Raw genomic sequence first — 24423 nt, forward strand, 5'->3', positions numbered from 1 at the left:
CAATGTATACACAGACCGGCCGAATCGCCAATAGTGAGCGCTAATTCCCTCAGAGCGTATACACGCTAGACGCGAGGAGTAAGTTCCGCGCTGTCCGCTCGCTCGCCCGCGAGGGCTCCCTTCTCGCTCAGGGCCCGCTCCACCGCTTCCTGAACGCGAGCGTCCTCCCGCTCGGTCCTGCGTCGGCGGCTGCGCCGGACGAGGACCAGCGTCAGCACGATCGCCGCCGCGATGAGCACGACGATGAGCAGCAGCATCCACGGCACGGCCCACCCGCCCGCGCTCGCCTCGACCGGCGCGAGGGCCGTCGTGGATCCGGACGCGTCGGTCACGACGGGGATCACGGTCGCGGCACCGGTCAGCCAGAACATCGGCGGGACCTCGCCTACGGGAATCGACACGTCCCAGCTCTCGCCGGGGAGCAGCTTCGGCGGTGCGGCGATGTCGGCCGCGTCGGTGCGAAGCCAGCCGAAGGGACCCGTGACGGCGGCCGCCTGATCGGCCGAGACGATCGTGTTGCCGGTGTTGTGGATCGTGTATGACAGCGTCGCGGTGCCCCCGGCGAATGGATTCAGACCGCCGTCCCACGCGAGCTGGGGGTTCTCTACGGCGAGGGACGGTGCCAGCTCGCCTCCGACGCGGAGCCCCATGCGGATGCCGAGGCGGCGGTCGACGCTGATGCCGCTGGCCTGGTCGGGGGCCACGAGCGAGGTGAGGATCGCACCGGCGTAGTCGCCGGGGGTCGCGTTGTCGGGCACCTGGACGGTGAAGGGCACCTCGACGCTCTCGCCGGGGCCGACCGTCAGTCGATCGATCTTCGGATGCACCCAGGCTCCGATCGAAGCCGAGGTCGCGCCGCCGACGAGCACGTCGAACTCGCCGCTGTCGGTCGTGTAGCCGTCCGCCGCGTACACCGAGAGGTCTACCGCGATTCCGCCGTGGTTCGCGATGACGATCGCATCGTCGACCGAGCTGCCGGGATTGATCGAGTACGCGTAGTTGGTCCGGTCGGCCCCCAGGGAGTTCGACGATGTCCTGACCGTCCACGTGACGTCCTCGGCGTGGGCCAGCCCCGCTGAGCCGACGACGAAGCCGGCGGCGATCAGGAAAACGGATAGGAGGGCGATCGCCGATCGCCGGATGCTGGCAGGTGACCAGGTGCGCATGTGTGGGGTTCCTCGGGTGAGTCGATCGGATTCGAGCGTGCGCCCGCGGGGTGGGTGCCTCTCGGCGCCCACCCCGCGGGTTTCAGGAGTTGTCGATCAGTTGCTCAGAGCGGTGATCGTCATGGTCGCGCGGTAGCTGCCCTCGCCCACCGAGACCGGGATCTTCAGGTCCAGGTCGGCGCCGAGCTTGGCTGTGCCGCGCTCGTGTCCCTGCGCAGCCGAACCGAGCTGCCGCGAAACGGCCAGGCCGTCGCCGGAGAAGTAGCCCGAGCCGATGGACTGACCGGCGGTCGCACCACCGCCGGCCAGAACCACCTTCGGCGTCCAGCCCAGGTACTTACCGGGGAAGGTCTGCGTGCCGTCGCGGAAGTCGCCGACGCTCGCAGAGATCGACCACGGCGTCAGCGATCGCCGCGTGTCGGTGACGGTGATGGGGTTGATCTGACCGGCAGCGTCGAAGTGGTCGCCGTTCTCGACGGCCGTGCCGAGGTCGACGAGGCTGTTGCGCCCGTCGATCGTCCAGCCGAACTCACCGGGAGCCGCCGTCGGAACGGTGACCTGGATCTCCTGACCCTCGCCGTGGTACGGGTGGATGGTGACCGAGTCGACGATCGAGCCGACCGGGTGGGCCGCGGTCGCGCCGCTGTCGGGCCCGCACCACGGGACCTTGTTGAGCTCGACGGCCGCGTTCGGCGCCGCACACGTGCCGCTGCGGATGTTCTGGACGACGAGCTGGTCGCTCTTGACCTGAACCTTGACGTACGTGCGCACGTGCTCCTGGTTCTGCACCGAGTTGTACCAGTAGCTGCCCGGGTTGAGGGGGTCCGCTCCGTTTCCGGCACCACTCGTGCCGCTGGAGTCGGGCGCCGTGATGTCATAGTACTTCGAGCCGGACGCCGAGTTGGCCGTCACATAGACCACGCCGCCGGGGCCGGTGAATACGTCCTCCTGACCGGGCTGCTCGGCTGGGTTGGCCTTCTCGCCGTTCTTGATCTCGTAGCTGCGCGAGTAGCTGTGGTCGTGACCCTGCAGGACGAGGTCGACACCCAGGTTCGAGAAGGTGGTCGGGAAGTCGGTGCGACGGATCTTGTTGTCGCTGTCCTTCGCGTGGTCGGCAGGCGAGTAGATCGCGTGGTGGTAGACGAGCACGGTGTACTTCGCCTCGGCGCCGTGCTGGTTCACGACATCCGTGACATATGCGACGTGGGCGGCGTCACCCCCGCCGCCGGATGCGGTCCGGTAGCTGTTGCTGTTGAGGTCGATGAACAGCACGTCCTTGTAGATGTACCAGTAGTCGCCGCCCGAGGTGTTCGACGACGGGTTGCCGTTCGCGTAGAGAGCGCCCGAGCGGTCGGTGTTGGGCGTGAACAGGTGCTGCTCGTAGGCCTTGCCACCCACGTCGTGGTTTCCGATCGTCGCCGCCCAGGGGTACTGACGCAGCTTCTCCGGTGCGAGGAACGCGTCCCACTGCGACTCGGTGTTGGCCGTCTCGACCTGGTCGCCGCCCGAGACGAGGATCTCGGCATTCGGGTTGGCGGTGAGCGCGACGTTCAGAGTGTCGTTCCAGCCGGCGCCGTCTTTCGCGAGGTCGCCCGACGATCCGATCTGCGGATCTCCGAAGAAGAGGAAGTCGTAGGCGCCGTCGAAGGACTGCGTCTTGAACTCGTACGTCGCAGACCAGTTCCCCTCGGAGCCGACCCGGTACGAGTACGCGGTGTTCTCGGAGAGACCGGAGAGCGTGGCGTGCCGGTTGAACCCACCGCTGGTGGCGATGTTCGCCGAGCCGGTGGCCGCGATCGCGGTGGCGCCTGCGGGGAACTGCCCCGCGTTGAGCTGCGACGTGGGGGCGAGCTGCACGCTCTGGGCGGTGTCGGCGGACGAGTACCAGGTGACGATGCGCTGGGACTCGTCTGCACCGACACCGAGGATGATGCCGGTCAGGTTGGCCTGGTCGGCGGCAGTGGCAGGCGAGGCGACGACGCCGCCGAAGGCGACTCCGCCGAAGGCGACGGTGGCGCAGACCGCGGCGGCTGTGAGCCACGCGATCGAGCGGCGCGGGTGCCGCGGGGTGTGTGCGTCAGCACGGGGGGAGGTCATCGGGTTCCAATCTCTCGGGTGCCTATGTGTGGCCTGTCAAACCTCTGGGCCCCAGGTGAACTCCGGGCAAACGGTTGATTCGCTACAACGAACTACCCGCGGAACACTCCCCGAGGAGCGGCCGGATCATCTCCCCAGACAGCGGGATGCCGCGATGCTGGGTATGCGCTCGTTCCCGCGCGCCTCCCCGCACGAAAGGACCCCGTGGGCTCTCGTCATCTGGCCGCGTCGTGCCTGGCCACCGGACTCCTCTGCGCGCTCCTCCTCTCCGGGTGCGCGAGCGACTGGTCGCAGCCGCACGAGGCGCCTACTCCGGTCGGAACCCTCGGGGCGGGGTTCGTGCCGACCGCCACGCCCAGCCCCGAGGCCACGATCCTTCCCGCGTCCGGTTCGTGGGACGACGTGCGGGCCTCTCCGGGCATGCGCGTGGTACTCCTGACCGCCGATGCAGACGCCCCCACCGCGACGATCTCGGAGGCCGTGCGCACCTGGGCGCGCGAGAACGGTGCCGATCTGCGCGAGGTCTCGGCCGCCGATGACCACATCGACGGCATCGTCGCGGCGATGGACGAGAACCCCGATCTCATCGTGACGGGCGGCAACAGCCTGATCGACGCCCTCGCGGCCGTCACCCCGAATCACCTCGATCGGCAGTTCCTCGTCCTCGGAGCGGAGCTCGCCGAGCCGACCCATAACGTCACGGCGGTGGATTGGACGGGCGCCTCCTTCCGCGGCGAAGGCCTGGGCGCCGCATCCGCCTACGACGAAGCGACCTTCACGCCGGAGCGGAGCGCCGCTGCCGTGCGGGCCGGCGTCGCCGCGGTCCTGCACGGCATGACCGGCATCGTCCTCTGGATCGACTGACGCGCCGTCAGGTCGATCGAGAGCGAGTGGTGCCTGCACAGCATTCACAAATTCATGAAATCGGCGTATCGTCACGCGCATGTCCCCCCTCATCAGCACCCGCGGCCTCGTCAAGCGCTATGGCAGCACGCATGCCCTCGACGGGCTGGATCTCGATGTCGCGCAGGGCCAGGTGCACGGCTTCCTCGGGCCGAACGGCGCGGGCAAGTCCACGACGATCCGCGTCCTCCTCGGGCTGGCGAGACCCAGCGCGGGCAAAGCATCCGTCTTCGGTCTCGATCCGTGGCGCGACTCCGTCGCCGTCCACCGTCGCATCGCCTCCGTACCGGGAGATGTCAGCGTGTGGCCCAACCTCAGCGGCGGCGAAGCGATCGATCTGCTCGCCCGGCTCCGAGGGGCGCTGACCCACGAGAACTCGTACCGCACCGAGAAGGCGCGCCTGCTCGAGACGTTCGACTTCGACCCGCGAAAGAAGGGCCGCGCGTATTCGAAGGGCAACAGGCAGAAGGTCGCGCTCATCGCCGCGTTCGTCGTGCCGGCCGACCTCTACATCCTCGACGAGCCGACGAGTGGGCTCGATCCGCTGATGGAGGTGATGTTCCGTCGCGAGATCGCACGCGTGCGGGATGCCGGGGCCACCGTCCTGCTCTCGAGCCACATCCTCTCCGAGGTCGAGCAGCTGTGCGATCGCGTGTCGATCATCCGCGCGGGAAAGATCGTCGAGACCGGAACGCTCGCGGAGCTGCGACACCTCACCCGCACCGAGGTGTCGTTCGTCGCGACCGACGCATCGACGGCCGCGGGCATCCCGAACGCGCACGATCTGACCGTCGAGGACGGCCGGGCGAAGTTCACGATCGACAGCGATGCCGTGGCATCCGCGCTTCCCGAGCTGGCTCGTCGAGGCGTCGAGGGCCTGCGGATCGAGCCGCCCTCGCTCGAAGAGCTTTTCCTCCGCCACTACGGGCAAGAGGCCCGGCGATGAGCGGACTCGGCGCGATCCTGCGTCAGCGCCTCCGCCGAGACTGGCGTCAGCTGCTGATCTGGACGATCGGGACCGCCCTGCTCGCCTACCTCGCGTACGTCGGCGTCGCCCAGTCGTACGGCACGGAACAGGATCGCGCCTCGCTCCTCGCCGCGGCGATCGCGAACCCGGTGATCCTGCTCTTCCGCGGCCTCCCCTCCGGCCCGGATCAGGGTGCGTTCATGCTGTTCCTGATCTTTCCGTGGCTCGCGTTCCTCGCCGCGCTGATGAGCACGTTCCTCGCCGTCCGGCACACGCGCATGGATGAAGAGCTCGGGCGCGCCGAGCTCGTCGCCGCGACACCCGCCGGCCGCACGACGCCGCTGATCGCCACGATCATCCACGGCCTGATCGCCAACGCCGTGCTCGCGGCGCTCACGATCCTGGCGCTCCTCGGCACCGGTTCCGGTGCCCAGGGCGCAGTGGTCTCCGGCGTCGCCGTCGGCGCGGTCGGTGTCTCGTTCCTCGGCGTCGGCCTCGTCGCCGGGCAGCTCATGCGCACGTCGCGCGCGGCGAACTCGCTCGCGGTGTGGGTCGTGCTGATCACGTTCCTCTTCAGCGGCATCGGCAACGCGCTCGGCTCACCGAGCGCCGATCTCCAGCGGATGGAGAGCTCATGGCTGGCCTGGCTCTCGCCGTTCGGATGGGGCGAGAACGTACGCCCCTACGCCGACGACGAGCTGTGGCCGATCGCGCTGTGTCTCGCCGTCGGCGTCGTCCTCGGCGCGATCTCGGTCGTTCTCCAGTCGGGGCGCGACCTCGGTCAGAGCTTCATCGCGGAGCGCCGCGGCCGCGCCGACGCGACCAGGGCGCTCGGCTCGCCGACCGCCCTCGTCCGGCGCCTGTCGACGGGTGCCCTCATCGGCTGGGCGATCGGGGGGCTTCTCACCGGCATGCTCTCCACCGCACTGGCATCCGTGGTCAGTTCGATCAGCGGCGACAATCCTGCGGTCGAGCAGATCCTCGTCGCGCTCGGGGGCAACGCCGACCTCGCCAGAGCGACCGTCGCGGTGTTCTTCACGCTCCTCGGTGTGCTCGCGGGCTGCTGCGCGGTGCAGGTGGTCATCCGTGCCCGCCAGGAGGAGGCGAGCGGCACGGCGGAGCCGTTGCTGTCCACGCCGATCGGCCGCGTGCGCTGGCTGGGCGATTACCTGCTCGTCGCGCTCGTCGGCATCGTGCTGGTCGTGGCCGCCGCGATCGCGGGCGCCGCACTCGGGATCGCCTCGCAGCGCGGCGATTGGTCACTCATGCGGGATGTCGCGGTGGTCGGCGGTGGGCAGGGGGTTGCGGCATCCGTGTTCCTCGCGCTGACCGCGCTGGTCTTCGTGCTCGCACCGCGCGCGACGATCGCGGTGGGCTGGGGGCTGGTCGCCCTCGCAACGATCGTCGGGCTCTTCGGCCCGCTCTTCGGCTTCCCGTCGTGGCTGGTCGACCTCGCGCCCATCGCGGTCACGCCGCAGGTCACGACCGATACCGGGATCGACCTGCGCGGGTTCTGGTGGCTCGTGGCGGTGGCCATCGCCGGTGCGGCGGCATCGCTCGCCCTCATGCGCCGTCGCGAACTCGCTCCGGCAGGATAGCCCTGTGAGCGACGCGCACCGAGGGACCGAACCGGCCGAGCAGGCCGCGGCGATGATGACGGCTGCGGGGATGCCTCGCATGCCCGCGCGCACGCTCATGGCCCTGATCGCCGCGCCCGCCGGTGGCTACACCGCCGCGGAGCTCGGCGACCGGCTGGGAGTGAGCGCCGCGGCGGTGTCGGGTGCGGTCCGCTACCTGCAGACGCTGCGGATGGTGCACCGGATGTCACGCGCCGGCGATCGCCGCGATCGCTACGAACTCGCCCACGACGTCTGGTACGGCGTCATGACGAGTAACGCCCCGCTGTACGACAGACTGGCCGGCTTCATCGAGCGGATCGGCGACGAGCAGGAGGACGATCCGGATGCGCGGGCCCGCGCCGCCGACATGGCGGCGTTCTTCCGGTTCATGTCGGCCCGCATGCCACAGCTCGTCGACGAGTGGGAGGCGCAGCGCGCGCACCGTCCGCGCTGACCCGACAGCATCCGCTCACCCATCCATCCGATAGGGGATGTAGGTCTATGGGCCGCCGCCACGCGCGCCCGCAGGCTGGAGGAGGCCGTGACCACGGCCATCTGGGGTGGGCGTGCTCGCCACCGACCACGAAAAGTGATCGAGGACGAAGTGATGATGAAGAGAGTTGTCGGGATGCTGGGGGTCGCAGCGATTGCGAGCACCCTCATCCTTCATACGGGAATGGCGGCGTCTGCCGCGACAGCGGAATCCGGGGACGACCCGAGCCCGGCCGTCTCCGCACCGACAGAGCCGTCGGCGTCTCCGGATCCGGCGGCGAGCCCGACGGAATCGGTCGAGGCGACGGATGCGGAAGCGGCGGCCGGGGAGACCGCGACAGAGCCCGCGCCCGCGGCATCGACGTCGGAGACGGATGTGGTGCAGGAGGCGGACGCGACCGAACCGACCGCCGCTGCGCTCGTCGACGCGGGGAGCGACTGGCCGGACTCCGGGAACTTCCGGGGCGAGATCTCGGCCGGCTTCACCCTTTCGCGCGTCACGCTGACCGGGGGGACCGCGTACGGGACCGTGCCGTGGAAGCAGTCGACGATCCCCGCCGAGCTCACCGCGAGCACCCCGGACGTGTTCCAGGCGTGGGGCACCTACGGAAACGGCCCCGCGAGGCAGGCCTCGGGCGTCGGCGGCGGAGCCGTCTACCAGATCGCGATGCTGGGAACGCCGACCGGATACTGGGTCACGACGCGGATCGAGGTGAACGGCTCGAGTCCGTCCGCCGTGTGCACCGTGTACCAGGGGGACCCGCGCGCGGGGGGCGTCACCCCTTCGCCGAGTCCCTTCATCTGCGATGGCAGCGTTCCCCGATTCACGACCGACAACGAAGGCATCCAGCACGCCACGGCGACCTTCGCCCTGTCGCTCAACCGCGCGGCAGAGGCCAGCGGCACCCTCACGACCGACGGCCGCGTCTCGCTCACCGAGGGCTACTACGAGACCGGCTCGGGCCTGCCGTACTTCACGCACGGCTCGACGGAGGTGGCGAAGAACTCGCAGACCGGCTTCTCGGTCGTGATGCGCGAGGGCGATCCGCAGCAGGACGGCGGGAAGAACCTGGCGCGCGTGCGCTTCATCTACAAGATCGTCGACTCCGACTCCAACGGCGCTCCGGTTCCGACGTCTCTGTGGGTCGCGGGCTGGGTGCAGAGCGAGAGGGCGTCGAGCTTCGAGCACGAGACGAAGTGCGGGATCTACGACGAAGACCCGGTGAAGGCCGAACGGCGCACCGGGCTCAGGCTCGAGCAGCAGCCGACGGTGAAGGTGAGCGCCTTCGACTGCCGATTCACCGACGGGAAGGTCGACGATCGGGGCCACTGGAACGCCGACTTCACGGTAGTGAGGCGCGCGACGCAGGTCATCGAGAATGCGCAGCACGAGCTCGAGCAGCAGGACAGGGTGAACCGCGTGTGCACGCCGCACCCGGAGGACTGCGGCTTGAGCCTGGCGAAGGTGACCTCCCGCGCGGGCGAGACCAAGCGAATCACGCAGAAGTTCGGAAACCCGAACGGCGAGCCCGGCTACGTCGTGCACCGCACCACGCAGACGTCCGAGAGCACGTCCGAGACGAACGGCTTCAAGATCGAGATCTCGGTCGAATCGGGTGGCGGCCCGGGTGGCCTCGGCCCGAAGTACAAGGCGTCGCTGGCGTATAACCACGACAAGACCGTCGCGTCCACCAGCACCACGACGACGGAGATGGGCATCCCCGTTCCGCCGAACTACCTCGGGTGGCTGGAGGCGAGCGTGATGATGATCGACACCGTCGGAACGATCGTCGTGCTCGAGAACGGCATCTACTACGAGATGAAGGACGTCGCAGCGAGCTTCCCGTCTGCCAAGGACACCGACTGGATCATCCAGCCGAACAAGGAGCCGGTCGTCGGGCTCGGGGGCGCTGAGCCGGGCACCGGGCTCGGCGACTTCGACCCCGCTCTGGCGGGGCTCACGCCGGCGTCGCGCGCCACGGCGACGAGTCTGGCGGCGACCGGCGGCAACAACGATGCCGTCCTGCCGATCGTGGTCGTCGCGGCGACGCTGACGGCCCTGGGCGGAGTCCTGGTGTTCGTTCGGCGACGTCGGAACCGTACGCAGTAGCACCCGACGCGAGACACATCACGCGAAAGGCGACGGCGTCCCGAGAGATCGGGACGCCGTCGTCTTCGTGTGCGAGCTCGGGGCATCAGCCGAGGGCTGCATCGAGCTGAGACTGGAGGGCGTCGATCGCGGAGCGCTGACCCTTCACGAGGCGCTCGCGCGCAGCATCCAGCGTCACCCATTCCGCGCGATCGACCTCGGGGAACGATGCCGTGCGCCCCGATCGCGGCGGCCACTCCATCTCGAATTCGCCGAACGTGAATCCGGATGCCTCGAACCCCGCGCCGTCGGCGACGAACACGACGATCCGCTTGCCCGACGAGTACGTGTACGTGCCGAGCTCGGCATACGGGACATCGGGGGCGGCGACGCCGAGCTCCTCGTGGAACTCCCTGTGCGCCGCGTCCAGCGCCGCCTCCGCACCCTCGACGTACTCGCCCTTGGGGATCGACCAGGCGCCGGAGTCCTTCTTCGCCCAGTACGGCCCGCCCATGTGGGCGATCAGCACCTCGGGTTCGCTTTGGAGCCGATACAGGAGGATGCCGGCGCTGGTCACGGGCATGGAACCCTCCTCAGAGAGATGTCGAACGTCGGAGAATCGGGCCGTTGTCGGACGATTCGGCCAGAATCCTCCGACATCCAGGCGATCCTCCGACGTTCGCGCTCGGGCTCAGACCACACGCTTCTTGGGTGAGGTCTCGTACGTCGCGTCGGCGTCGGTGACGGCCACGCCCGAGAGCGCGGTCTCGATCGCCGTCATCGTGTCAGCATCCAGCGTCACTCCCGACGCCTTCACCGAGTCTTCGAGCTGCTCCGGACGGGATGCCCCGACCAGCGCCGCCGACACGTTCGGGTTCTGCAGCACCCACGCGATCGCCAGTTGCGGCATCGTGAGCCCCGCGTCCTGCGCGATCGGCTTGAGCTTCTGCACAGCGGTCAGCACGTCGTCGTCGAGGAAGCGCTTGATGAAGTCGGCGCCGCTCTTCTCGTCGGTCGCGCGCGATCCTTCCGGCAGCGGCTGCCCCGGCAGGTACTTGCCGCTCAGCACGCCCTGCGCCATCGGCGACCAGACGACCTGCGAGATGCCGAGCTCTTCGCTCGCGGGCACGACCTTGCCTTCGATGACTCGCCAGAGCGCCGAGTACTGCGGCTGGTTGGAGATGAGCTGGATGCCGAGCTTCGTCGCGAGCGCGTGACCCTCACGCAGCTGCTCCGCCGTCCACTCCGAGACGCCGATGTACAGCACCTTGCCCTGCCGCACGATGTCGGCGAAGGCCTGGAACGTCTCTTCCAAGGGGGTCTCGTAGTCGAACCGGTGGGCCTGGTAGAGGTCGACGTAGTCGGTGCCGAGACGCTTCAGCGAACCGTTGATGGAGTCGAGGATGTGCTTGCGGCTCAGCCCGGTGTCGTTGGGGCCCTTCGGACCTGTCGGCCAATAGACCTTCGTGAAGATCTCGAGCGACTCGCGACGCTGACCCTTGAGCGCCTCACCGAGCACCGACTCCGCCCCGGTGTTCGCGTAGGCGTCTGCGGTGTCGAACGTGGTGATGCCCAGATCGAGTGCCTTGTGCACCGTCTTGATCGCCGCGTCGTTCTCCACCTGGGAGGCGTGCGTGATCCAGTTGCCGTACGTGATCTCCGAGACCTTGAAACCACTGTTGCCGAGAAAGCGATAGTTGACCATGTCTCAACGCTAGCCGTGCCGGGGACGCCGCGTCTGGACTTGACCCGGATCAGGGAACCCGATACCCGGCGGCGCGGAACAGCTCGTACCATTCCGCGCGCGTGAACCGGATGTCGGACCCGAGCGCCGCGTCCGCCACGCGCCGCGGAGTCGTGGTTCCGAGAACGACCTGCATGTCTGCGGGATGCCGGGTGATCCACGCCGTGGCGATCGCGATCGCCGGCACGTCGTACTGCGCCGCCAGCCGGTCGATGACCGCGTTCAGCTCGGGATAATCGGCCGAGCCGAGGAACGTGCCATTGAAGAACCCTGCCTGGAACGGCGACCACGCCTGCACGGTGATGCCGTTGACACGGCAGTAGTCGAGGATGCCGCCGCCGTCGAGCGTGATCGACTGCTCGAGCCCGGCCATGTTGCCGGCCACGCCCTGGGCGATGATCGGCGCGTGCGTGATCGACAGCTGGAGCTGGTTGGCGATCAGTGGTTGAGACACCGAAGTCTTGAGGAGATCGATCTGGCGGGGCGTGTGGTTCGAGACCCCGAATGCACGCACCTTGCCCGCTGCCTCGAGCTCGTCGAAGGCCTTGGCCACCTCATCCGGCTCGACGAGGGCGTCGGGGCGGTGCAGCAGCAGGATGTCGAGGTAGTCGGTCTCGAGCGCGCGCAGCGACCCCTCGACCGATTCGATCAGGTGCTCGTACGAGAAGTCGAAGTACGGCCCGCCCTCACCGACGATGCCGGCCTTGGTCTGGATCGTGACCTCGGCACGCTCGGCAGGGCTCAGCTGCATCGCGCGGGCGAATCGCGCCTCGCAGCCGTGCATCACACCGCCGTAGATCGCGGCGTGATCGAAGAAGTCGATTCCCGCATCGCGCGCTGTGCCGATGAGGGTGCGGATCTCATCGTCGGATTTGTCGGCGATCCGCATCAACCCGAGAACGACGTTGGGGGCCTCGGTAGCGCCGAGGGGGATTTTCTTCATGCCGGCCAGCCTACGGACGATCCCCGACACTCAGCGCGACGAGGATCGCCGCCGGAATGACGTGCGCAGGCTGCGGAGAAGAAGCAGAAGCCCCCCGAGCCCCACGATGCTCCCGAGGAACTCGTACACCGAGACGTTCGTCGTCAGCATCGGCCCTGCGCCGTTCACCGTGAGGAGGATGCCGGTGATCACGAGTGCGATCCCCACGAGCGTGGTGGTCATCCGGCCGAGCAGCGAGTCGATCCAGCTGCGTTCGTCGGTGCTCTCGAACGTGCGGAGCCGCACGGAGAGGTCGCCCTGCTCGAGGGAGCGGGTGACGCTCTCGATGCGGCGAGGCATCCGGCGGAACTGCTCGGTGAGAACCGCCGCCCACGTCTGCGCGCCGAGCATCGCGCTCCGACCGGATACCGCTCCGAACGCGACCTTCGGCGCGAGTTCGAGCGCGGCACCGACCATGTCGTATCGCGGTGAGAGCTTGCGCAGCGTCCCCTCGAGCGAGCCGAGCGTGCGGAAGACCAGCAGAAGCGACGGAGGGAGTGCCATCCGGTGACGGCGGAGCGCATCCAGGAACAGGGCGAAGATGTCTTGGTGCGACCCGCTGTAGGTCATCCGGGTGAGGATCACGCCGATATCGCGCTGCAGAGCGACCTTGTCGAGCGACGGGCTCTCACCGCACATCAGCAGGGCGAGATCTGTGGCGGCGACATCGTCTTCGTTCATGATCGCGATGAGGAGGGGCACCAGCATCCTCCGCATGCTCTTCTCGATGATCCCGACCGCGCCGAAGTCGATCAGCGTCACCGTGGCCGCGCCGTCGGCCGGATCACTGAGGATCAGGTTGCCGGGGTGCAGGTCGGCGTGGAAGACGCCGCGCACGGCGATCTGGTCGAACACGGCGGCCAGCACCGAGTCGGCGAGCGCCGCACCCAGGTCGGGATCGAGGGCCGACCCGTCCAGCCGGCTGAACGGCGTGCCGGTCGCGCGCTCCTGCACGAGCATCTGCTCGGTCGAGAATTCGACGTACACGCGCGGCACGCGCAGCACCGATGGCGCCTTCTCGATCGCGGCCCGAAGCATCTCGGTATTGCGAGCCTCGCTGCGATAGTCGAGTTCTTCGCGCAGCGCCCGCGAGAACTCGGCGGCGAGTGCGGTGGCACCGTATTCGCGAGCCCAGGTCGTCCGGCGTTCCGCCTCGCCCGCGAGCCTGCCGAGGATGTCGAGATCGGTCGTGACCTGCGCGCGGGCCGACGGCCGCTGGATCTTCACCACGACGTCCTCGCCGCTCACAAGGCGCGCGGCATGCACTTGCGCCACGGATGCCGCGGCCAGCGGCACCGGATCGATCTCGCCGAAGACTTCGGCGATCGGACGCCCGAGCTGCGCGGTGATCGCCGCCTCGGCCTCGGCCCAGGCGATCGGGGTCGAATCCATCTGGAGCGTCGCGAACGCGGCGAGGATGTCCGGCGGCAGCACATCGTCGCGGGTCGAGAGCACCTGGCCGAGCTTCACGAACGTCACGCCCGCATCGTTCATCGCGCCCACGAGGGCCGCAGGGAGGTCGTCGGTAGCGCCCTTGCGGCGGCTCTCGTAGAGACCCAGGCCGTGCCGCGATCCGATCGCGAGGATCTGCGCGTACCGGCGGGCACGATCACGGCGGCGGATCAGATCGCGCACGGTGGTGATCGGATTGCGGAAGCCCTGCGACGGCCAGAGGAACTCGAGCGTGATGATGCAGATGACGACAGCCGCGAACATCCAGCCGAACGTCAGGGCGAGGAAGGAGACGGCGATGAGGTCGTCGACGACGATGCGCCCGTCGACGATCACGTCCGCCTGCTGCAGCGACCAGTCCGCGATCGGCAGCGCGAGCACGAAGACCACGAGCGCGGTGACGCCGGCGCGGATCCAGCCGATCTGGGTGTCCAGCAGGCGCCGGACCACCCACGCCGCCAGGAGGGCGAACACAACCGCGACGATCGAGATGACGAGCCAGGTGGGCATGCGCCGATTCTGTCAGGCGATCAGGCTACGGGCATCGCCTCGGCGGCCCGCTCGTCGTCTTCGGTGGTCGCGAGCTGACCGCACGCGCCGTCGATCTCTTTGCCGCGCGTATCGCGGAGCGTCGTGGGGACGCCCGCGGCGTTGAGGCGGCGCACGAACTCGTTCGTCACGTCGCGCTCGGATGCTGTCCAGATCGAACCCGGCGTCGGATTGAGAGGGATGGGGTTGACGTGCACCCAGCCGCGTCCACGCGCATTCAGCTTCTCGGCGAGCAGGTCGGCGCGCCAGCCGTGGTCGTTCATGTCTTTGATGAGCGCGTACTCGATCGAGACGCGGCGACCGGTGGCGTCGAAGTACGCGCGAGCGGCATCCAATGCCTCATCGACCTTCCAGCGCGAGTTGACCGGGATCAGCTCGTCGCGGAGCGTGTCGTCGGGGGCGTGCAGCGAGAGCGCGAACGTGACGGGGATCTGCTCGGCGGCGAGCTTCTTGATCGCCGGCACGAGACCGACCGTCGACACGGTGATGCCGCGGGCGCTCATCCCGAGACCGTGCTGCTTGTCGGTCATGACGCGCACCGCCTGCATCACCCGGGCGTAGTTGGCCAGCGGCTCGCCCATGCCCATGAAGACGATGTTGCTCACGCGGTCGGCGGAGTGGTCGTCGCGCTTCTTGCCGCCCAGGCCGCCTTCGGCGATGAGGCGATTGGCCCGCACGATCTGATCGACGATCTCGGCGGCCGACATGTTGCGGGTGAGCCCCGCCTGGCCGGTCGCGCAGAACGGGCAGTTCATGCCGCAGCCGGCTTGCGACGAGACGCACAGGGTGATGCGACCGGGGTACCGCATGAGCACGGACTCGACGAGGGCGCCGTCGTGCAGTTTCCAGAGGAACTTGATCGTGTCGCCGCGGTCGGTCTCGAGGCGGCGGACCTCGGTCAGGAGCGGTGGCAGGAGCCCCGCCACGAGCTCTTCGCGCCCTGCGGCCGGAAGGTCGGTCATCAGGGTGGGGTCGCTCGTGTAGTGAGTGAAGTAGTGCGTCTCCAGCTGCTTCGCCCGGAAGCCGGGCAGGCCGAGCTCCTTGAGTCGCGCCGTCCGCTCTTCGGGGTTCAGGTCGGCCAGATGCACAGGGGGCTTGCCCCGCTTCGGGCTCGCGAACTGCAGCAGCGGCCGGCCCTCGGCATCCTTCTTCTGGCTCCACCCCTCCGTTGCGGGGCGCACCTGACGCACCGCGCCGAGGCGCTCGGCGCGCGGCGGCTTCTGCTCGGCGGGAGGGGTCATGCTCTCAGGGTAGAGGACGCGCCTGCGTGATGTCTGGCCGGTGGCCGCGGTCCCGTCCCCGTGCACCGGCCCGCGGGTAGGGTTCTGCTGTGGTCCCGGCATCCAACCTCCTCGCCTTCGTCGCCGCGGCGTTCGTCATCATCGCCATCCCCGGCCCCGCGGTGCTCTTCTCCGTCGGGCGCACCCTGGCGCTCGGGCGGGTGGGTGGCCTCCTCAGCGTGCTGGGCGTCTCGCTCGCCCTCATCCCGATCGTGGCCCTCGTCGCGATCGGCGTAGGCGGAATCGTCGCGCAGTCCGTCGTCCTCTTCACGATCGTCAAGATCGCCGGATCGCTCTACCTGGTCTTCCTCGGCGTGCAGGCGATCCGCCATCGCAAGGCCGCCGGCGCGGCCGCCGTCGATCCGGCCCGGCTCGCCCACTCGCATGGCCGCCAGCTGTGGCAAGGATTCGTCGTCGGGATCACCAACCCCAAGACGATCGCCTTCTTCGTCGCCGTGCTACCGCAGTTCGTGTCGCTGGATGCCGGAGCCGTCCCCCTTCAGATGATCGAGCTCGGCATCGTCTTCGCCGTGATCGCCGTCGTCTCCGACAGCGTGTGGGTGCTGGCGGCGGCCGCCGCACGCACGTGGTTCGCGAAATCGCCGAAACGCATCGAGACGCTGACTGCCACCGGCGGCGGCATGATGATCGGGCTCGGCGGCATCCTGCTGCTCACCGGCACCAGGCACTGACCTTTCTGGGCGACGAGGTCGCTCGCCTTTCGGTACGGAGCGGCGCCAGGGCGCGCGGCCGTCAAAGAACCGGTGGATTTAGGGGTCAGCGAGCCCCTCCGAGCCCGATGCGACGTGGATCGCCCCGTAGCTCGACGCCGTCTGTCGTCATCGGTCTAATATACTGTTGTTCTTAATCCCGGTTACCTTTCTGCTAATGTGATCGCGGGGAGAGACCTAAGGAGCAGTGATGGACGTCAAGAGTTTTGTGCAGCGAGCGAAGCTTTCGGGTGAAGGGCCCGTCGCAGTACAAGTGCAGCAGGTAATGCTCGCAGCGATCGCACAAGGCGAACTCGTGGCCGGCGACGTCATCCACGATCATGAGTGGGCGAGCGCGTTCGGGGTGTCACGCACCCCGGTCCGAGAAGCCATCCAGCACCTGCACAGCATGGGGCTCCTCACCGTCGCCGCCGCCCGGTACACCCGCCTGCAGACCTACACGCCAGAAGAGGCGCAGCAGGAGGCACGCGACTGGTCGCTGCTGCACAACGCCTTGACCTCGAGCGTGATGGACAGGCTGCCGGACGAACTCATCGACCGGCTCTGCCGGGTCCGTGACGTGATGGTCGGGCAGACCCACCCCGACCACATCCAGACCGGAAACTTCACCTTCTTCCGCAACCTGCGGCAAGCCGCACCCCACTCCACGGTCACCCTCGGCGCCACGGCCGCCGCCTACCGGCTCCGCCTCGCCGAAGCGGCACTCCCCCTCACCCCGCATGCACACACCACTCTTCACGACGGCATCATCCACGCCCTGAAGACCCGGAGCCCACGCCACGCACGCGAGGCTCTGGCCAACTGGATGCCCGGTCTTTAACCCATGGACTCGTAGGACACCTGCCGCGATCCATGCCAGTCGGCTAACCCGGGGGCGTACTGCCCCAGGGTCGCCCCATACCAACTCGAGCTCTCCGCGCGGATGGGAAACGGAGCGGTCGGCACCAGACCGGTGGCGCGCCACGCGCGCATCGAGTCGTAGGTGTGGTCGAGGGTCACGAGCGAGACCTGCCTCTTGGTGAACGGAAACTCAGGTCTGCTCGCGATGGCAAACGCTTCTTCGCAAGTGATGGACCGCTCGGGGGCGGGGACGCGAAACCGTTGCTCGATGGCGTTGAGGAGGTACCGGATGCTGATCGGTTGGGGGTGATTCACGTGAACGATCCGCGGGCCGGTGATCGCGGGGCCGAGAGCGAATGCCGCGGTGAGCCGGGCGAGATCGCAGCTGTCGATAGTCGAGATGTGTGCAGCGCCGTTATCGACCCAGGCACCCAGGCTGGCGAAGAGGGCAACCAGTCCAGGAATGAAGGCTCGGTCCCGTGCGCCCGACACAAAATTGGGGCGCAGCACATACCCTCCGGCCTCGCGGACATGGGTCTCGCCTGCCAGGCGGGAGCGGCTCACCTCGGAGACCGGGTTCGACGACAGTCGCCCTTCCACAACGTTCAGGTGCGGGCCGGGTCCGTAGACGGCGGCTGTGCTGATCGAGACGATCCTGCGAACCCCCGCGGCGTGCGCGGCGTCCACCAGCACACGGGTACCCGTCTCGTTGACCCCCCAGGCTAGAGCCGGGTCCGGACCGGTGTAACTGGCGGCGTGCACAAGAACATCGACCCCGTCCATTGCGCGCCGAACAGATACAGCGTCCCGCAGATCACCACAGACATCCCCCGCCGCGCAGCTTCGCCCATCGCGCACCAATCTGCGAAGGCGCACATCCCCATCAGAAGAAAGGTGCTGGGCGATGGCCGAGCCGATCAGCCCGGAGGAACCCGTAACCAGAACGCTAGTGATAACAACACCTTGGGGTCATAATGGAGCCTAATGTCTATTACCGTATTGGAGCTGAACGGATGAAGCAAGCAAGGGCGATTGTGACTCGGGAGCGGGTGCTGAGGGCGGCGGGGACGATATTCGGGCGTGTGAGGTACTCGAAAGCCACGCTCGTGGACGTCGCGGATGAGGTGGGAATGACCACCGGTGTGATCTATTTCCATTTCGGGTCGAAGCAAGAACTCGCCCGCGCGCTCATCATCGCGGAGGGAGAGATCGCCGAAGCGATCGCGAAAGAGGCACTCGCAGGAAGTGACAAGGGGCTGGCGGGACTGCGTACGTTGTCCTACCGGTGGGCGGAGCAGATTCAGCGCAACCCCATCGTCGGCGGCGGCGTACGCGTGACTTTTGAGCGGCCGGAGCTCGTACCCGAGATCAACATGGCCTACCTCGTGTGGTTGAACACGAGCGAGATGTACCTCCGGGATGCCGCAGAGGCGGGAGAGTTGGTCACTCGGCGTTCCCCGGAGGAAGTCGCGTACTTCGTTACGTCCGCCTTCACAGGTGTGCACCTGATGTCGAGTGTGCTTACAGAGAAGGAGGACCTGTTGGAGCGGGTGGATCAGATGTGGGACATCGTCCTCCATCCATTGACCATCAAGGCCTTGCCGGAGACGATCGTCGCGTGACAGGCAGAGTGGTAATGGTCACGGGTGGCTCGCGGGGTATCGGTAGGGCTATCGCGGTCGGACTCGCCCAGGACGGGGCAGCAGTCGTGGGCCTCCAATACAGGTCTAACGAAGACCACGCTGCAGACGCTGCGGCCCAGATCCTTGAAGCTGGTGCGTTTCCCGTACGGATCGCGGCTGACTTCAGTCATGACCCCGTGACCATGGCGAAGTCCGTCGCGACCCGGTTGCTCGATGCGGTGGAAGTAGGAACCGGCACTCGAGGCTTGGACGTTCTCGTCAACAATGCGGGAATCCTGGAGGCACAAGAACTCGAGGAGTGCACACTCGAATCAGTCACACGCATGTGGGCAGCGAACGTCACTGCCCCTCTCTTTCTCATCCAGGCGCTCACCCCACACATCCGGGCTGGGGGCAGGGTCATCAATATTTCGAGCGGGCTCACCCGCATCGCCGACCCGAAGTATCCGGGCTATTCCGCGTCCAAGGGTGCACTGAACGCACTCACCCTCTCATTGGCTCCCTCACTCGCAGCGCGAGGGATCACGATTAACGCTGTGATGCCCGGATACGTCGAGACAGATCGACTCGCCACACGGCTCGCCGACCCAATCGCACGCCGACACGTCCGCGCCCTGTCTCTATTCGGCCGGCTTGGCCAACCGGAGGACATTGCGCATGCCGTCCGGTATCTGGCCTCGGACGGGGCAGGGTGGACCACCGGGCAAGTCATCGACGTGTCCGGTGGAACAGCCCTCGGCGTCTGATCAGGCACGGCTCACCAGCAGATCTCAACCTCTCCCCCGCAAGTACCTAACTGGTAGAAGCGAAGCACTACCGAGCCCGGCTCGGTAGTGGCGCGCTCAAGCGAGATGGTCGAATTCAGTTCGAAGTATCGGATGAACCTCGCCCGGATCTGTCGGATCGAGTCCTCGGACCTGACAGCGTCGCAGGCGGCGGAAATGAGTAGCATCCCGGGAACGTGATCATTCGGGTGATCAAAGAACACCGGATGACGCGTGTCAAAAGCGACCACGCATCGTTCGGACGGCCAACGAAACTGCGCAACCAGATCAGCGCGCGGGGGTCTGCGGCGCATGCGTTCGTACACGGACTTAGTCACCAGTCGCGCCTTGCCCCACGCATGAGCGATCGCCACTCCCGCCACAAAGATCTCCGCCGAAAGCTGCAACGACGAACCGGCGCCAGCGGATCGCCCTGCGTGAAGGGTAGAGAACTTCAACCACACCGTTGGCGGCTTCGGATCTGACGACGCCACCGTCTTGTCGATCCGTAGCCCGTGCTCCTCCATCACAACATGAGAGGAGAGGGGGACTCCGAACGAGGTGTGGGCAACTAACACCCACGCCTGCCGAAACGTCTCCATCACGAGCACGGGGTCTAGCCGCAGGTGTGGCTCACCAAAGAACCAGTGTCGCCGCGGCCATTGCGCAGCTACCCACACCGACCCATCGACCGTCGTCCAGTCCGTGATCAATACTTCGGAAACCGCGAGCTTGTGTACTAGCGAACGGTCGACAGTCCGCTGCACCTCCAACATATCCCCAGCATTCACGCCGCTCCACTCGCCCTCTCAGCCAGTTGACCAATCCCACTCAAACCCCATCGTCATGAAAGATGATGTGAAATATCAAAACTCTCACGTCTTAGTATTCCTCAGCGCGATGGCAATAGGTTGAGGGTCAGGACAGAAACCGATCGCCTGATGTTGAGCGTTGGAACCGGGCAGGCTGCGTCGGAGCCCACAGCGGCGTGACCAGAACGACCGCGGGTCAGGCCGACGGGCCCGCCGTCGCGATCGCCGCGCGTTCGTGCCACGTGCGAGCCGTCACGCGGTCGAGGTCGACCTGGCGGTGCATCGCCTCGGCCCGCTCGTACACCGTGGGGTCGCCGTAGCTGGTCAGCACCTTCACGAGCACCGGGAGGAGTTCGATCATGAAGAAGAGCGCGGCGATCAGCCAATGCGCCCACCCGAGCGCGGGCTCCTTCTCCGAGAGCCGCTCGAGCGCGCTCATCTGGCTGAGCAGGCCGACCGCCTCGGCGTTGCCGCCGGCGACCGCCGCCGCGCGATCGTTGTACGCGGCGAGCGCCGCGTCGTACTGCTGGCGGGCCGCCGGCAGCTGATCGTTCGCCTGCTGCGTGTTCTGCTGGGCTGAGGTGGCCGCAGCATCCGTACTCGCGGAGTTCGCGGTCGCAAGCGCCGTCTGCGCCTGCTGCAGCTGGACGGCGAGGGCATCGTACGAGCTCTGAGCCTGCGCGAGCTGGGCCTTCGCGGCATCCGAACTCGCACCGTTGCCGACGACTCCCGTGCAGCCGGGCACCGTCCCCGCGCCTTGGCCCGTCAATTCGCACTGGTACAGCGCGCGCGCCTGGTCGATGACCTTCTGCTGATCGGCGAGCTGCGCGGTGAGTTGGTCGACGGTCTGCTGTGCAGAGACGGACTCCGCCGACGTCGACGAGGTTCCGGCCACGATGCCCGTCGCCGCCTGGTTCTCGAGCGCCGAGACACGAGCGCTCGCCGCATCCAGGGCTTGCTTCTCGGGTCCGGTGGTCACCGCATCCTGATCGGCCTGCGCCTGTACGACGTTGCTCGAGGTGACCTCGCGCGCGATGTCGTTGTGGAAAGCCTGCAGGACGAGCGGTTCGGCCACGACGATGCCGATCAGCGCGGCCATGATCACGCGGGGGATCGCCAGCCCGATCAGCTTCCACACGTGGCGGGTCGAATGCATCGTCGAGGTGAGGAAGCGGTCGAGGTTGAAGATGATGAGCGCCCAGACGAGCGCGATCGGCACGGCGATCCACGGTGAGATGCGCACGCCGGTGAGCAGCGCGAAGAACATCGACAGCGCTGAGACGACAGCTGTCCCGGCGAGCACGAAGAACATCTGCACGAACCGCGACGTCTCGGACGGCACGTCGTCCAGGACGGCACCCCGGGCACCGCCGAGGATTGCAAGAAGGCGGGATGCCGGCATCCGGCGCCGGCGCGGAGACTCGGACCGGCGGGACGGCTCGGGCTCTGCCACGGCATCCACGACCGGTGCGGGCGGGGTGACCGGGACCGCGATGGGGCCAGCCTGCTCGGCGGGGAGTGCGTCAGCACCGTCGTCCTCGACCACCTCGACGGGGTCGGTGTCGTCCACCAGGTCGCTCAGGTACAGCGCCTCCTCATCGTCGACGGCGATCTCGATGGCTCCATCGGAGCCGAAGGTGCCGGGACGGTGGGCCGAATAAGACATCGGGACAGAGTACGAGAGTTCACCTGTATGTCGGGTGCAGAGACCTTGTGAGCCTCGTGCATGCCCGCGACGACCCGCGGGCCCGCCGGGGCGGCTACCGTGAGAGTCGTGGACGACGACGCCACTGAATTAGCCGAGCTGCGACGACGCGCGTACGGGCCGGATGCCGACATCGCGTCGGATCCGGCAGCTCTCGCGCGGCTGGTCGCGCTGGAGGATGCCGCGCGACCCCTCCCCCCAACCCGCCGTATCGCGCCGAGCCCGCCCGATACCGACGTCGACAACGGGGCCTTTCGGTACGAAGGGGAGGGCTCGGCGAGCGCGGGGGGCTCCGCGGGGGCGGGGGGCACCGCGGGGGGCACCGCGGGGGGCACTGCGGGGACGGTGACCCGGCGCCGGGCCCGGTGGCACACCGGACTCGTGCTCGGGGTTGCGGCGGTCGCGATCGCCCTGGCCTCGGTCGGGTCGGGAGCCCCGGCGGATGCGCCGGTCGCAGCATCCACTCCTGCTCCCGACCCACTGGGCCCGGCGAGCCCGTTCCACGGCGACCCGTCCGCCAGCGTGCTGGCGCAGGTGCCGACCGACGGCACGCTCGGCAAATACCTCGGCGAACCCGATGGAGGCCCTCCGTCCTTTCCGGTGCCGGAGCAACTGCTGTGGACCTCGCCGCTCGGGAGCTATTACGGCTGGAATCTGTGGCTCGCGCGCAGCACGAGCGGGTTCCCCTGCGTCGCCCTCTCTCTCGAGGGCAAACCGACGCGCGCGAAGTGCGTCATGCCCGCCCACTTCGACGAAGGCGCCCTCACCGTGACGATCCCGTACCAGGCGATCCCCGCTGACCACCGCCCGGACGGAATGATGCCGTTTCAGAGCCTGGGGTTCGAATGGCTGACCGACAGCACGGTCTTCATCGTGCTCGGGTGGGAGGGTGACCCCGCATAGTCCGGTCGGAGGCGGCAGCAGCCTCAGAGGAAGATGTCGGGCAACATCCGGTCTTCGGGGGTGCCGGAGACAGCCGCGTATCCAGAGAGGTCTGTGATGCCGGCATCCGCGAGCACGTCTTCGACGATGAGCGTATGCCCGGTGTACTCGCGGGCGGGGCGCATGAGCACTTCGTACGCGGCATCCGCGTAGATCTCGGGCGTGCGACTGGCCGCCATCGCCTGGTCGCCGCCCAGCAGGTTCTGCACCGCCGCGGTGGCGATCGTCGTTCGCGGCCAGAGCGTGTTGGCGGCGATGCCGTCTTCGGCGAACTCGGCAGCGAGCCCGAGGGTCACCATCGTCATCCCGAACTTCGCGAGGGTGTAGCCGGTGTGCGCGCCGAGCCACGCGGGCGTGATGTTCAGCGGCGGCGAGAGCGACAGGATGTGCGGGTTCTCGCTCTCGCGCAGGATCGGCACGGCCGCGCGCGAGAGCATGAAGGTGCCGCGCACGTTGACATCCTGCATCAGGTCGTACTTCTTGGGCTGAAGCTCGAGGGTCCGCGACAGGTCGATGACGCTCGCGTTGTTGATGACGATGTCGATACCGCCGAACTCGCCCTGCGCTTTGAGCACGGCCTCGGTGATGTCGTCGTCGTTCCGCACATCCCCGACGATCGGGAGCGCCCGGCCGCCGACCGCGCGAATCTGCTCGGCCGCGGTGTGGACCGTGCCCTCGAGCCGGGGATGCGGGGTGTCGGTCTTGGCGAGAAGCACGATGTTCGCGCCGTCCGCCGCCGCCCGCAAAGCGATCGCGAGGCCGATGCCGCGGCTGCCGCCCGACATGAGGACGGTCTTTCCACCGAGGCTCTGGCTCATCGGGCTGCCTTCCGGGCGGATGCCGCAGCGAACGCGGCGACGCGGGCTTGGGCCTCGGGAGTGGCGAGCGCAGCTCCGATCGTGCGCGCCTCGTCGCCGAGCTGATCGAGGGTGCGCTGCTCGGGGGCGGCGCGCACCAGGCGCTTGGCCTGTCCGTAGGCCGCGCTCGCCCCGGCGAGCCAGAACCGGGCGATCTCTTCGCCGCGCGCACGGACCTGGTCGGGCGCGACCGCCTCGGCCACCAGACCCCACTCGACCGCCTCGGCTGCGCTGAGCAGGCGATCCTGCAGCACGAGCTGGAGGGCGCGGCGCTGCCCCACCGCACGGTGCAGCTGAGCCGTGACCGACAGGTCGGGCGTGAGGCCCATGTTGGCGTACAGGCTGCCGATGCGCGAGTCTTCACCGACGACGGCATAGTCCGACGCGAGGAGGATGCCGAGGCCACCCCCGGCGGTCGTACCCTGGGCCGCGGCGACCACCGGCTTATCCGATTCGATCAGCGAGAGGATGCCGCGGTTGATCACGCCGGCGAGCTCGGTGATGCCGTCGGCGGAGAATCCGCCCGCGGCCATTCCGAGGACATCGCCTCCGGCGCAGAAGGACGGTCCTTCGGCATCGAGGAGGATCGCCCCGACGTCGTCGCGCGCGACCGCTTCGGCCGTGATGCGCTCCCAGGCCCGTGCGGTCGCCTCGTCGAATGCGTTCAGGCGGGTCGGTCGATTCAGGGTGATGCGCGCGAGGCCCTCGTGCACGGAGAACAGAATCGGGTCGGTCATGTCAGTTCCTCACGTCGACGTGCTCATCGGGGCCATGCGGAGCTTTTTTCAA

At 67.9% G+C, this 24423-nt stretch carries 22 protein-coding genes; 10 read left to right on the forward strand and 12 right to left on the reverse strand.

Going from position 1 to position 24423, the window contains the following annotated elements; translation table 11 throughout:
- Nucleotides 1-65 precede the first annotated feature (65 nt).
- Both F6B43_RS12645 and F6B43_RS12650 read right to left on the reverse strand, forming a co-directional pair.
- The gene (locus F6B43_RS12645; RefSeq protein WP_150449271.1) at nucleotides 66-1166 is read right to left on the reverse strand and encodes a COG1361 family protein; all 1101 of its coding nucleotides are present in this window, start codon (nucleotides 1164-1166) and stop codon (nucleotides 66-68) included.
- A 96-nt stretch (nucleotides 1167-1262) separates the two neighbouring features.
- Complete coding sequence (locus F6B43_RS12650) at nucleotides 1263-3263, reverse strand: purple acid phosphatase family protein (protein ID WP_150449272.1); 2001 nt, start codon at nucleotides 3261-3263, stop codon at nucleotides 1263-1265.
- A 204-nt stretch (nucleotides 3264-3467) separates the two neighbouring features.
- On the opposite strand from F6B43_RS12650, the gene F6B43_RS12655 reads away from it, so the two are divergent.
- From F6B43_RS12655 to F6B43_RS12675, 5 genes are all read left to right on the forward strand, one after another.
- A complete protein-coding gene (locus F6B43_RS12655; protein ID WP_211368129.1) occupies nucleotides 3468-4127 on the forward strand; it encodes a type 1 periplasmic-binding domain-containing protein in 660 nt (219 codons plus the stop codon).
- A gap of 79 nt (nucleotides 4128-4206) precedes the next feature.
- Nucleotides 4207-5112, forward strand: a complete 906-nt coding sequence (locus F6B43_RS12660) for an ABC transporter ATP-binding protein (RefSeq protein WP_150449273.1) — start codon at nucleotides 4207-4209, stop codon at nucleotides 5110-5112.
- Nucleotides 5109-6731: an ABC transporter permease gene (locus F6B43_RS12665; RefSeq protein WP_150449274.1), complete on the forward strand. Its 1623-nt coding sequence runs from the start codon at nucleotides 5109-5111 to the stop codon at nucleotides 6729-6731. The genes F6B43_RS12660 and F6B43_RS12665 overlap by 4 nt, the downstream gene beginning before the upstream one ends.
- Nucleotides 6732-6735: 4 nt before the next feature.
- Nucleotides 6736-7206, forward strand: coding sequence for a GbsR/MarR family transcriptional regulator (locus F6B43_RS12670; RefSeq protein WP_246159932.1), 471 nt, complete (start codon nucleotides 6736-6738; stop codon nucleotides 7204-7206).
- A gap of 153 nt (nucleotides 7207-7359) precedes the next feature.
- Complete coding sequence (locus F6B43_RS12675) at nucleotides 7360-9354, forward strand: LPXTG cell wall anchor domain-containing protein (protein WP_150449275.1); 1995 nt, start codon at nucleotides 7360-7362, stop codon at nucleotides 9352-9354.
- A gap of 85 nt (nucleotides 9355-9439) precedes the next feature.
- Here F6B43_RS12675 and F6B43_RS12680 read toward each other — a convergent pair whose 3' ends face one another.
- The 5 genes from F6B43_RS12680 to rlmN form a co-directional block, all read right to left on the reverse strand.
- The gene (locus tag F6B43_RS12680) at nucleotides 9440-9916 is read right to left on the reverse strand and encodes an NUDIX hydrolase (protein WP_150449276.1); all 477 of its coding nucleotides are present in this window, start codon (nucleotides 9914-9916) and stop codon (nucleotides 9440-9442) included.
- 108 nt (nucleotides 9917-10024) lie between these two features.
- On the reverse strand, nucleotides 10025-11038 hold the full coding sequence (locus F6B43_RS12685) for an aldo/keto reductase family protein (RefSeq protein ID WP_150449277.1): 1014 nt from the start codon (nucleotides 11036-11038) through the stop codon (nucleotides 10025-10027).
- A gap of 49 nt (nucleotides 11039-11087) precedes the next feature.
- Complete coding sequence (locus F6B43_RS12690) at nucleotides 11088-12020, reverse strand: aldo/keto reductase (protein ID WP_150449278.1); 933 nt, start codon at nucleotides 12018-12020, stop codon at nucleotides 11088-11090.
- A gap of 30 nt (nucleotides 12021-12050) precedes the next feature.
- Nucleotides 12051-14021 carry an ABC1 kinase family protein gene (locus tag F6B43_RS12695; protein ID WP_150449279.1) on the reverse strand — a complete coding sequence of 657 codons (1971 nt, stop codon included), beginning with the start codon at nucleotides 14019-14021 and terminating at the stop codon, nucleotides 12051-12053.
- A gap of 20 nt (nucleotides 14022-14041) precedes the next feature.
- Nucleotides 14042-15301 carry a dual-specificity RNA methyltransferase RlmN gene (gene rlmN / locus F6B43_RS12700; RefSeq protein WP_150449280.1) on the reverse strand — a complete coding sequence of 420 codons (1260 nt, stop codon included), beginning with the start codon at nucleotides 15299-15301 and terminating at the stop codon, nucleotides 14042-14044.
- Between the two features lie 89 nt (nucleotides 15302-15390).
- Between rlmN and F6B43_RS12705 the strand changes: the two genes are divergently transcribed.
- On the forward strand, nucleotides 15391-16032 hold the full coding sequence (locus tag F6B43_RS12705) for a LysE family translocator (RefSeq protein WP_150449281.1): 642 nt from the start codon (nucleotides 15391-15393) through the stop codon (nucleotides 16030-16032).
- Between the two features lie 229 nt (nucleotides 16033-16261).
- Nucleotides 16262-16891 (forward strand): GntR family transcriptional regulator, encoded by a 630-nt coding sequence (locus F6B43_RS12710; RefSeq protein WP_150449282.1) that lies wholly within the window; start codon nucleotides 16262-16264, stop codon nucleotides 16889-16891.
- On the opposite strand, the gene F6B43_RS12715 is transcribed toward F6B43_RS12710, so the two are convergent.
- Nucleotides 16888-17865, reverse strand: coding sequence for an NAD-dependent epimerase/dehydratase family protein (locus tag F6B43_RS12715; protein WP_150449283.1), 978 nt, complete (start codon nucleotides 17863-17865; stop codon nucleotides 16888-16890). The genes F6B43_RS12710 and F6B43_RS12715 overlap by 4 nt on opposite strands.
- Before the next feature lie 59 nt (nucleotides 17866-17924).
- On the opposite strand from F6B43_RS12715, the gene F6B43_RS12720 reads away from it, so the two are divergent.
- Entirely contained in the window at nucleotides 17925-18533 is a 609-nt protein-coding gene (locus F6B43_RS12720; RefSeq protein WP_281349558.1) for a ScbR family autoregulator-binding transcription factor, read from the forward strand.
- The gene (locus F6B43_RS12725; protein ID WP_150449285.1) at nucleotides 18530-19300 is read left to right on the forward strand and encodes an SDR family NAD(P)-dependent oxidoreductase; all 771 of its coding nucleotides are present in this window, start codon (nucleotides 18530-18532) and stop codon (nucleotides 19298-19300) included. The genes F6B43_RS12720 and F6B43_RS12725 overlap by 4 nt, the downstream gene beginning before the upstream one ends.
- 11 nt (nucleotides 19301-19311) lie before the next feature.
- Here F6B43_RS12725 and F6B43_RS12730 read toward each other — a convergent pair whose 3' ends face one another.
- Complete coding sequence (locus F6B43_RS12730) at nucleotides 19312-20094, reverse strand: AfsA-related hotdog domain-containing protein (RefSeq protein WP_150449286.1); 783 nt, start codon at nucleotides 20092-20094, stop codon at nucleotides 19312-19314.
- Between the two features lie 232 nt (nucleotides 20095-20326).
- Nucleotides 20327-21796, reverse strand: a complete 1470-nt coding sequence (locus F6B43_RS12735; protein WP_150449287.1) for a DUF4407 domain-containing protein — start codon at nucleotides 21794-21796, stop codon at nucleotides 20327-20329.
- A gap of 108 nt (nucleotides 21797-21904) precedes the next feature.
- Between F6B43_RS12735 and F6B43_RS12740 the strand changes: the two genes are divergently transcribed.
- The gene (locus tag F6B43_RS12740) at nucleotides 21905-22738 is read left to right on the forward strand and encodes a hypothetical protein (protein WP_150449288.1); all 834 of its coding nucleotides are present in this window, start codon (nucleotides 21905-21907) and stop codon (nucleotides 22736-22738) included.
- Nucleotides 22739-22761: 23 nt separating this feature from the next.
- On the opposite strand, the gene F6B43_RS12745 is transcribed toward F6B43_RS12740, so the two are convergent.
- Together F6B43_RS12745 and F6B43_RS12750 are read right to left on the reverse strand one after the other, a co-directional pair.
- Nucleotides 22762-23595 (reverse strand): SDR family oxidoreductase, encoded by an 834-nt coding sequence (locus F6B43_RS12745; protein WP_150449289.1) that lies wholly within the window; start codon nucleotides 23593-23595, stop codon nucleotides 22762-22764.
- The gene (locus F6B43_RS12750) at nucleotides 23592-24371 is read right to left on the reverse strand and encodes an enoyl-CoA hydratase/isomerase family protein (protein WP_150449290.1); all 780 of its coding nucleotides are present in this window, start codon (nucleotides 24369-24371) and stop codon (nucleotides 23592-23594) included. Before F6B43_RS12750 ends, F6B43_RS12745 begins: the two co-directional genes overlap by 4 nt.
- Nucleotides 24372-24423: the final 52 nt, after the last annotated feature.

Source organism: Microbacterium rhizomatis (assembly GCF_008710745.1).
Lineage (GTDB): Bacteria > Actinomycetota > Actinomycetes > Actinomycetales > Microbacteriaceae > Microbacterium > Microbacterium rhizomatis.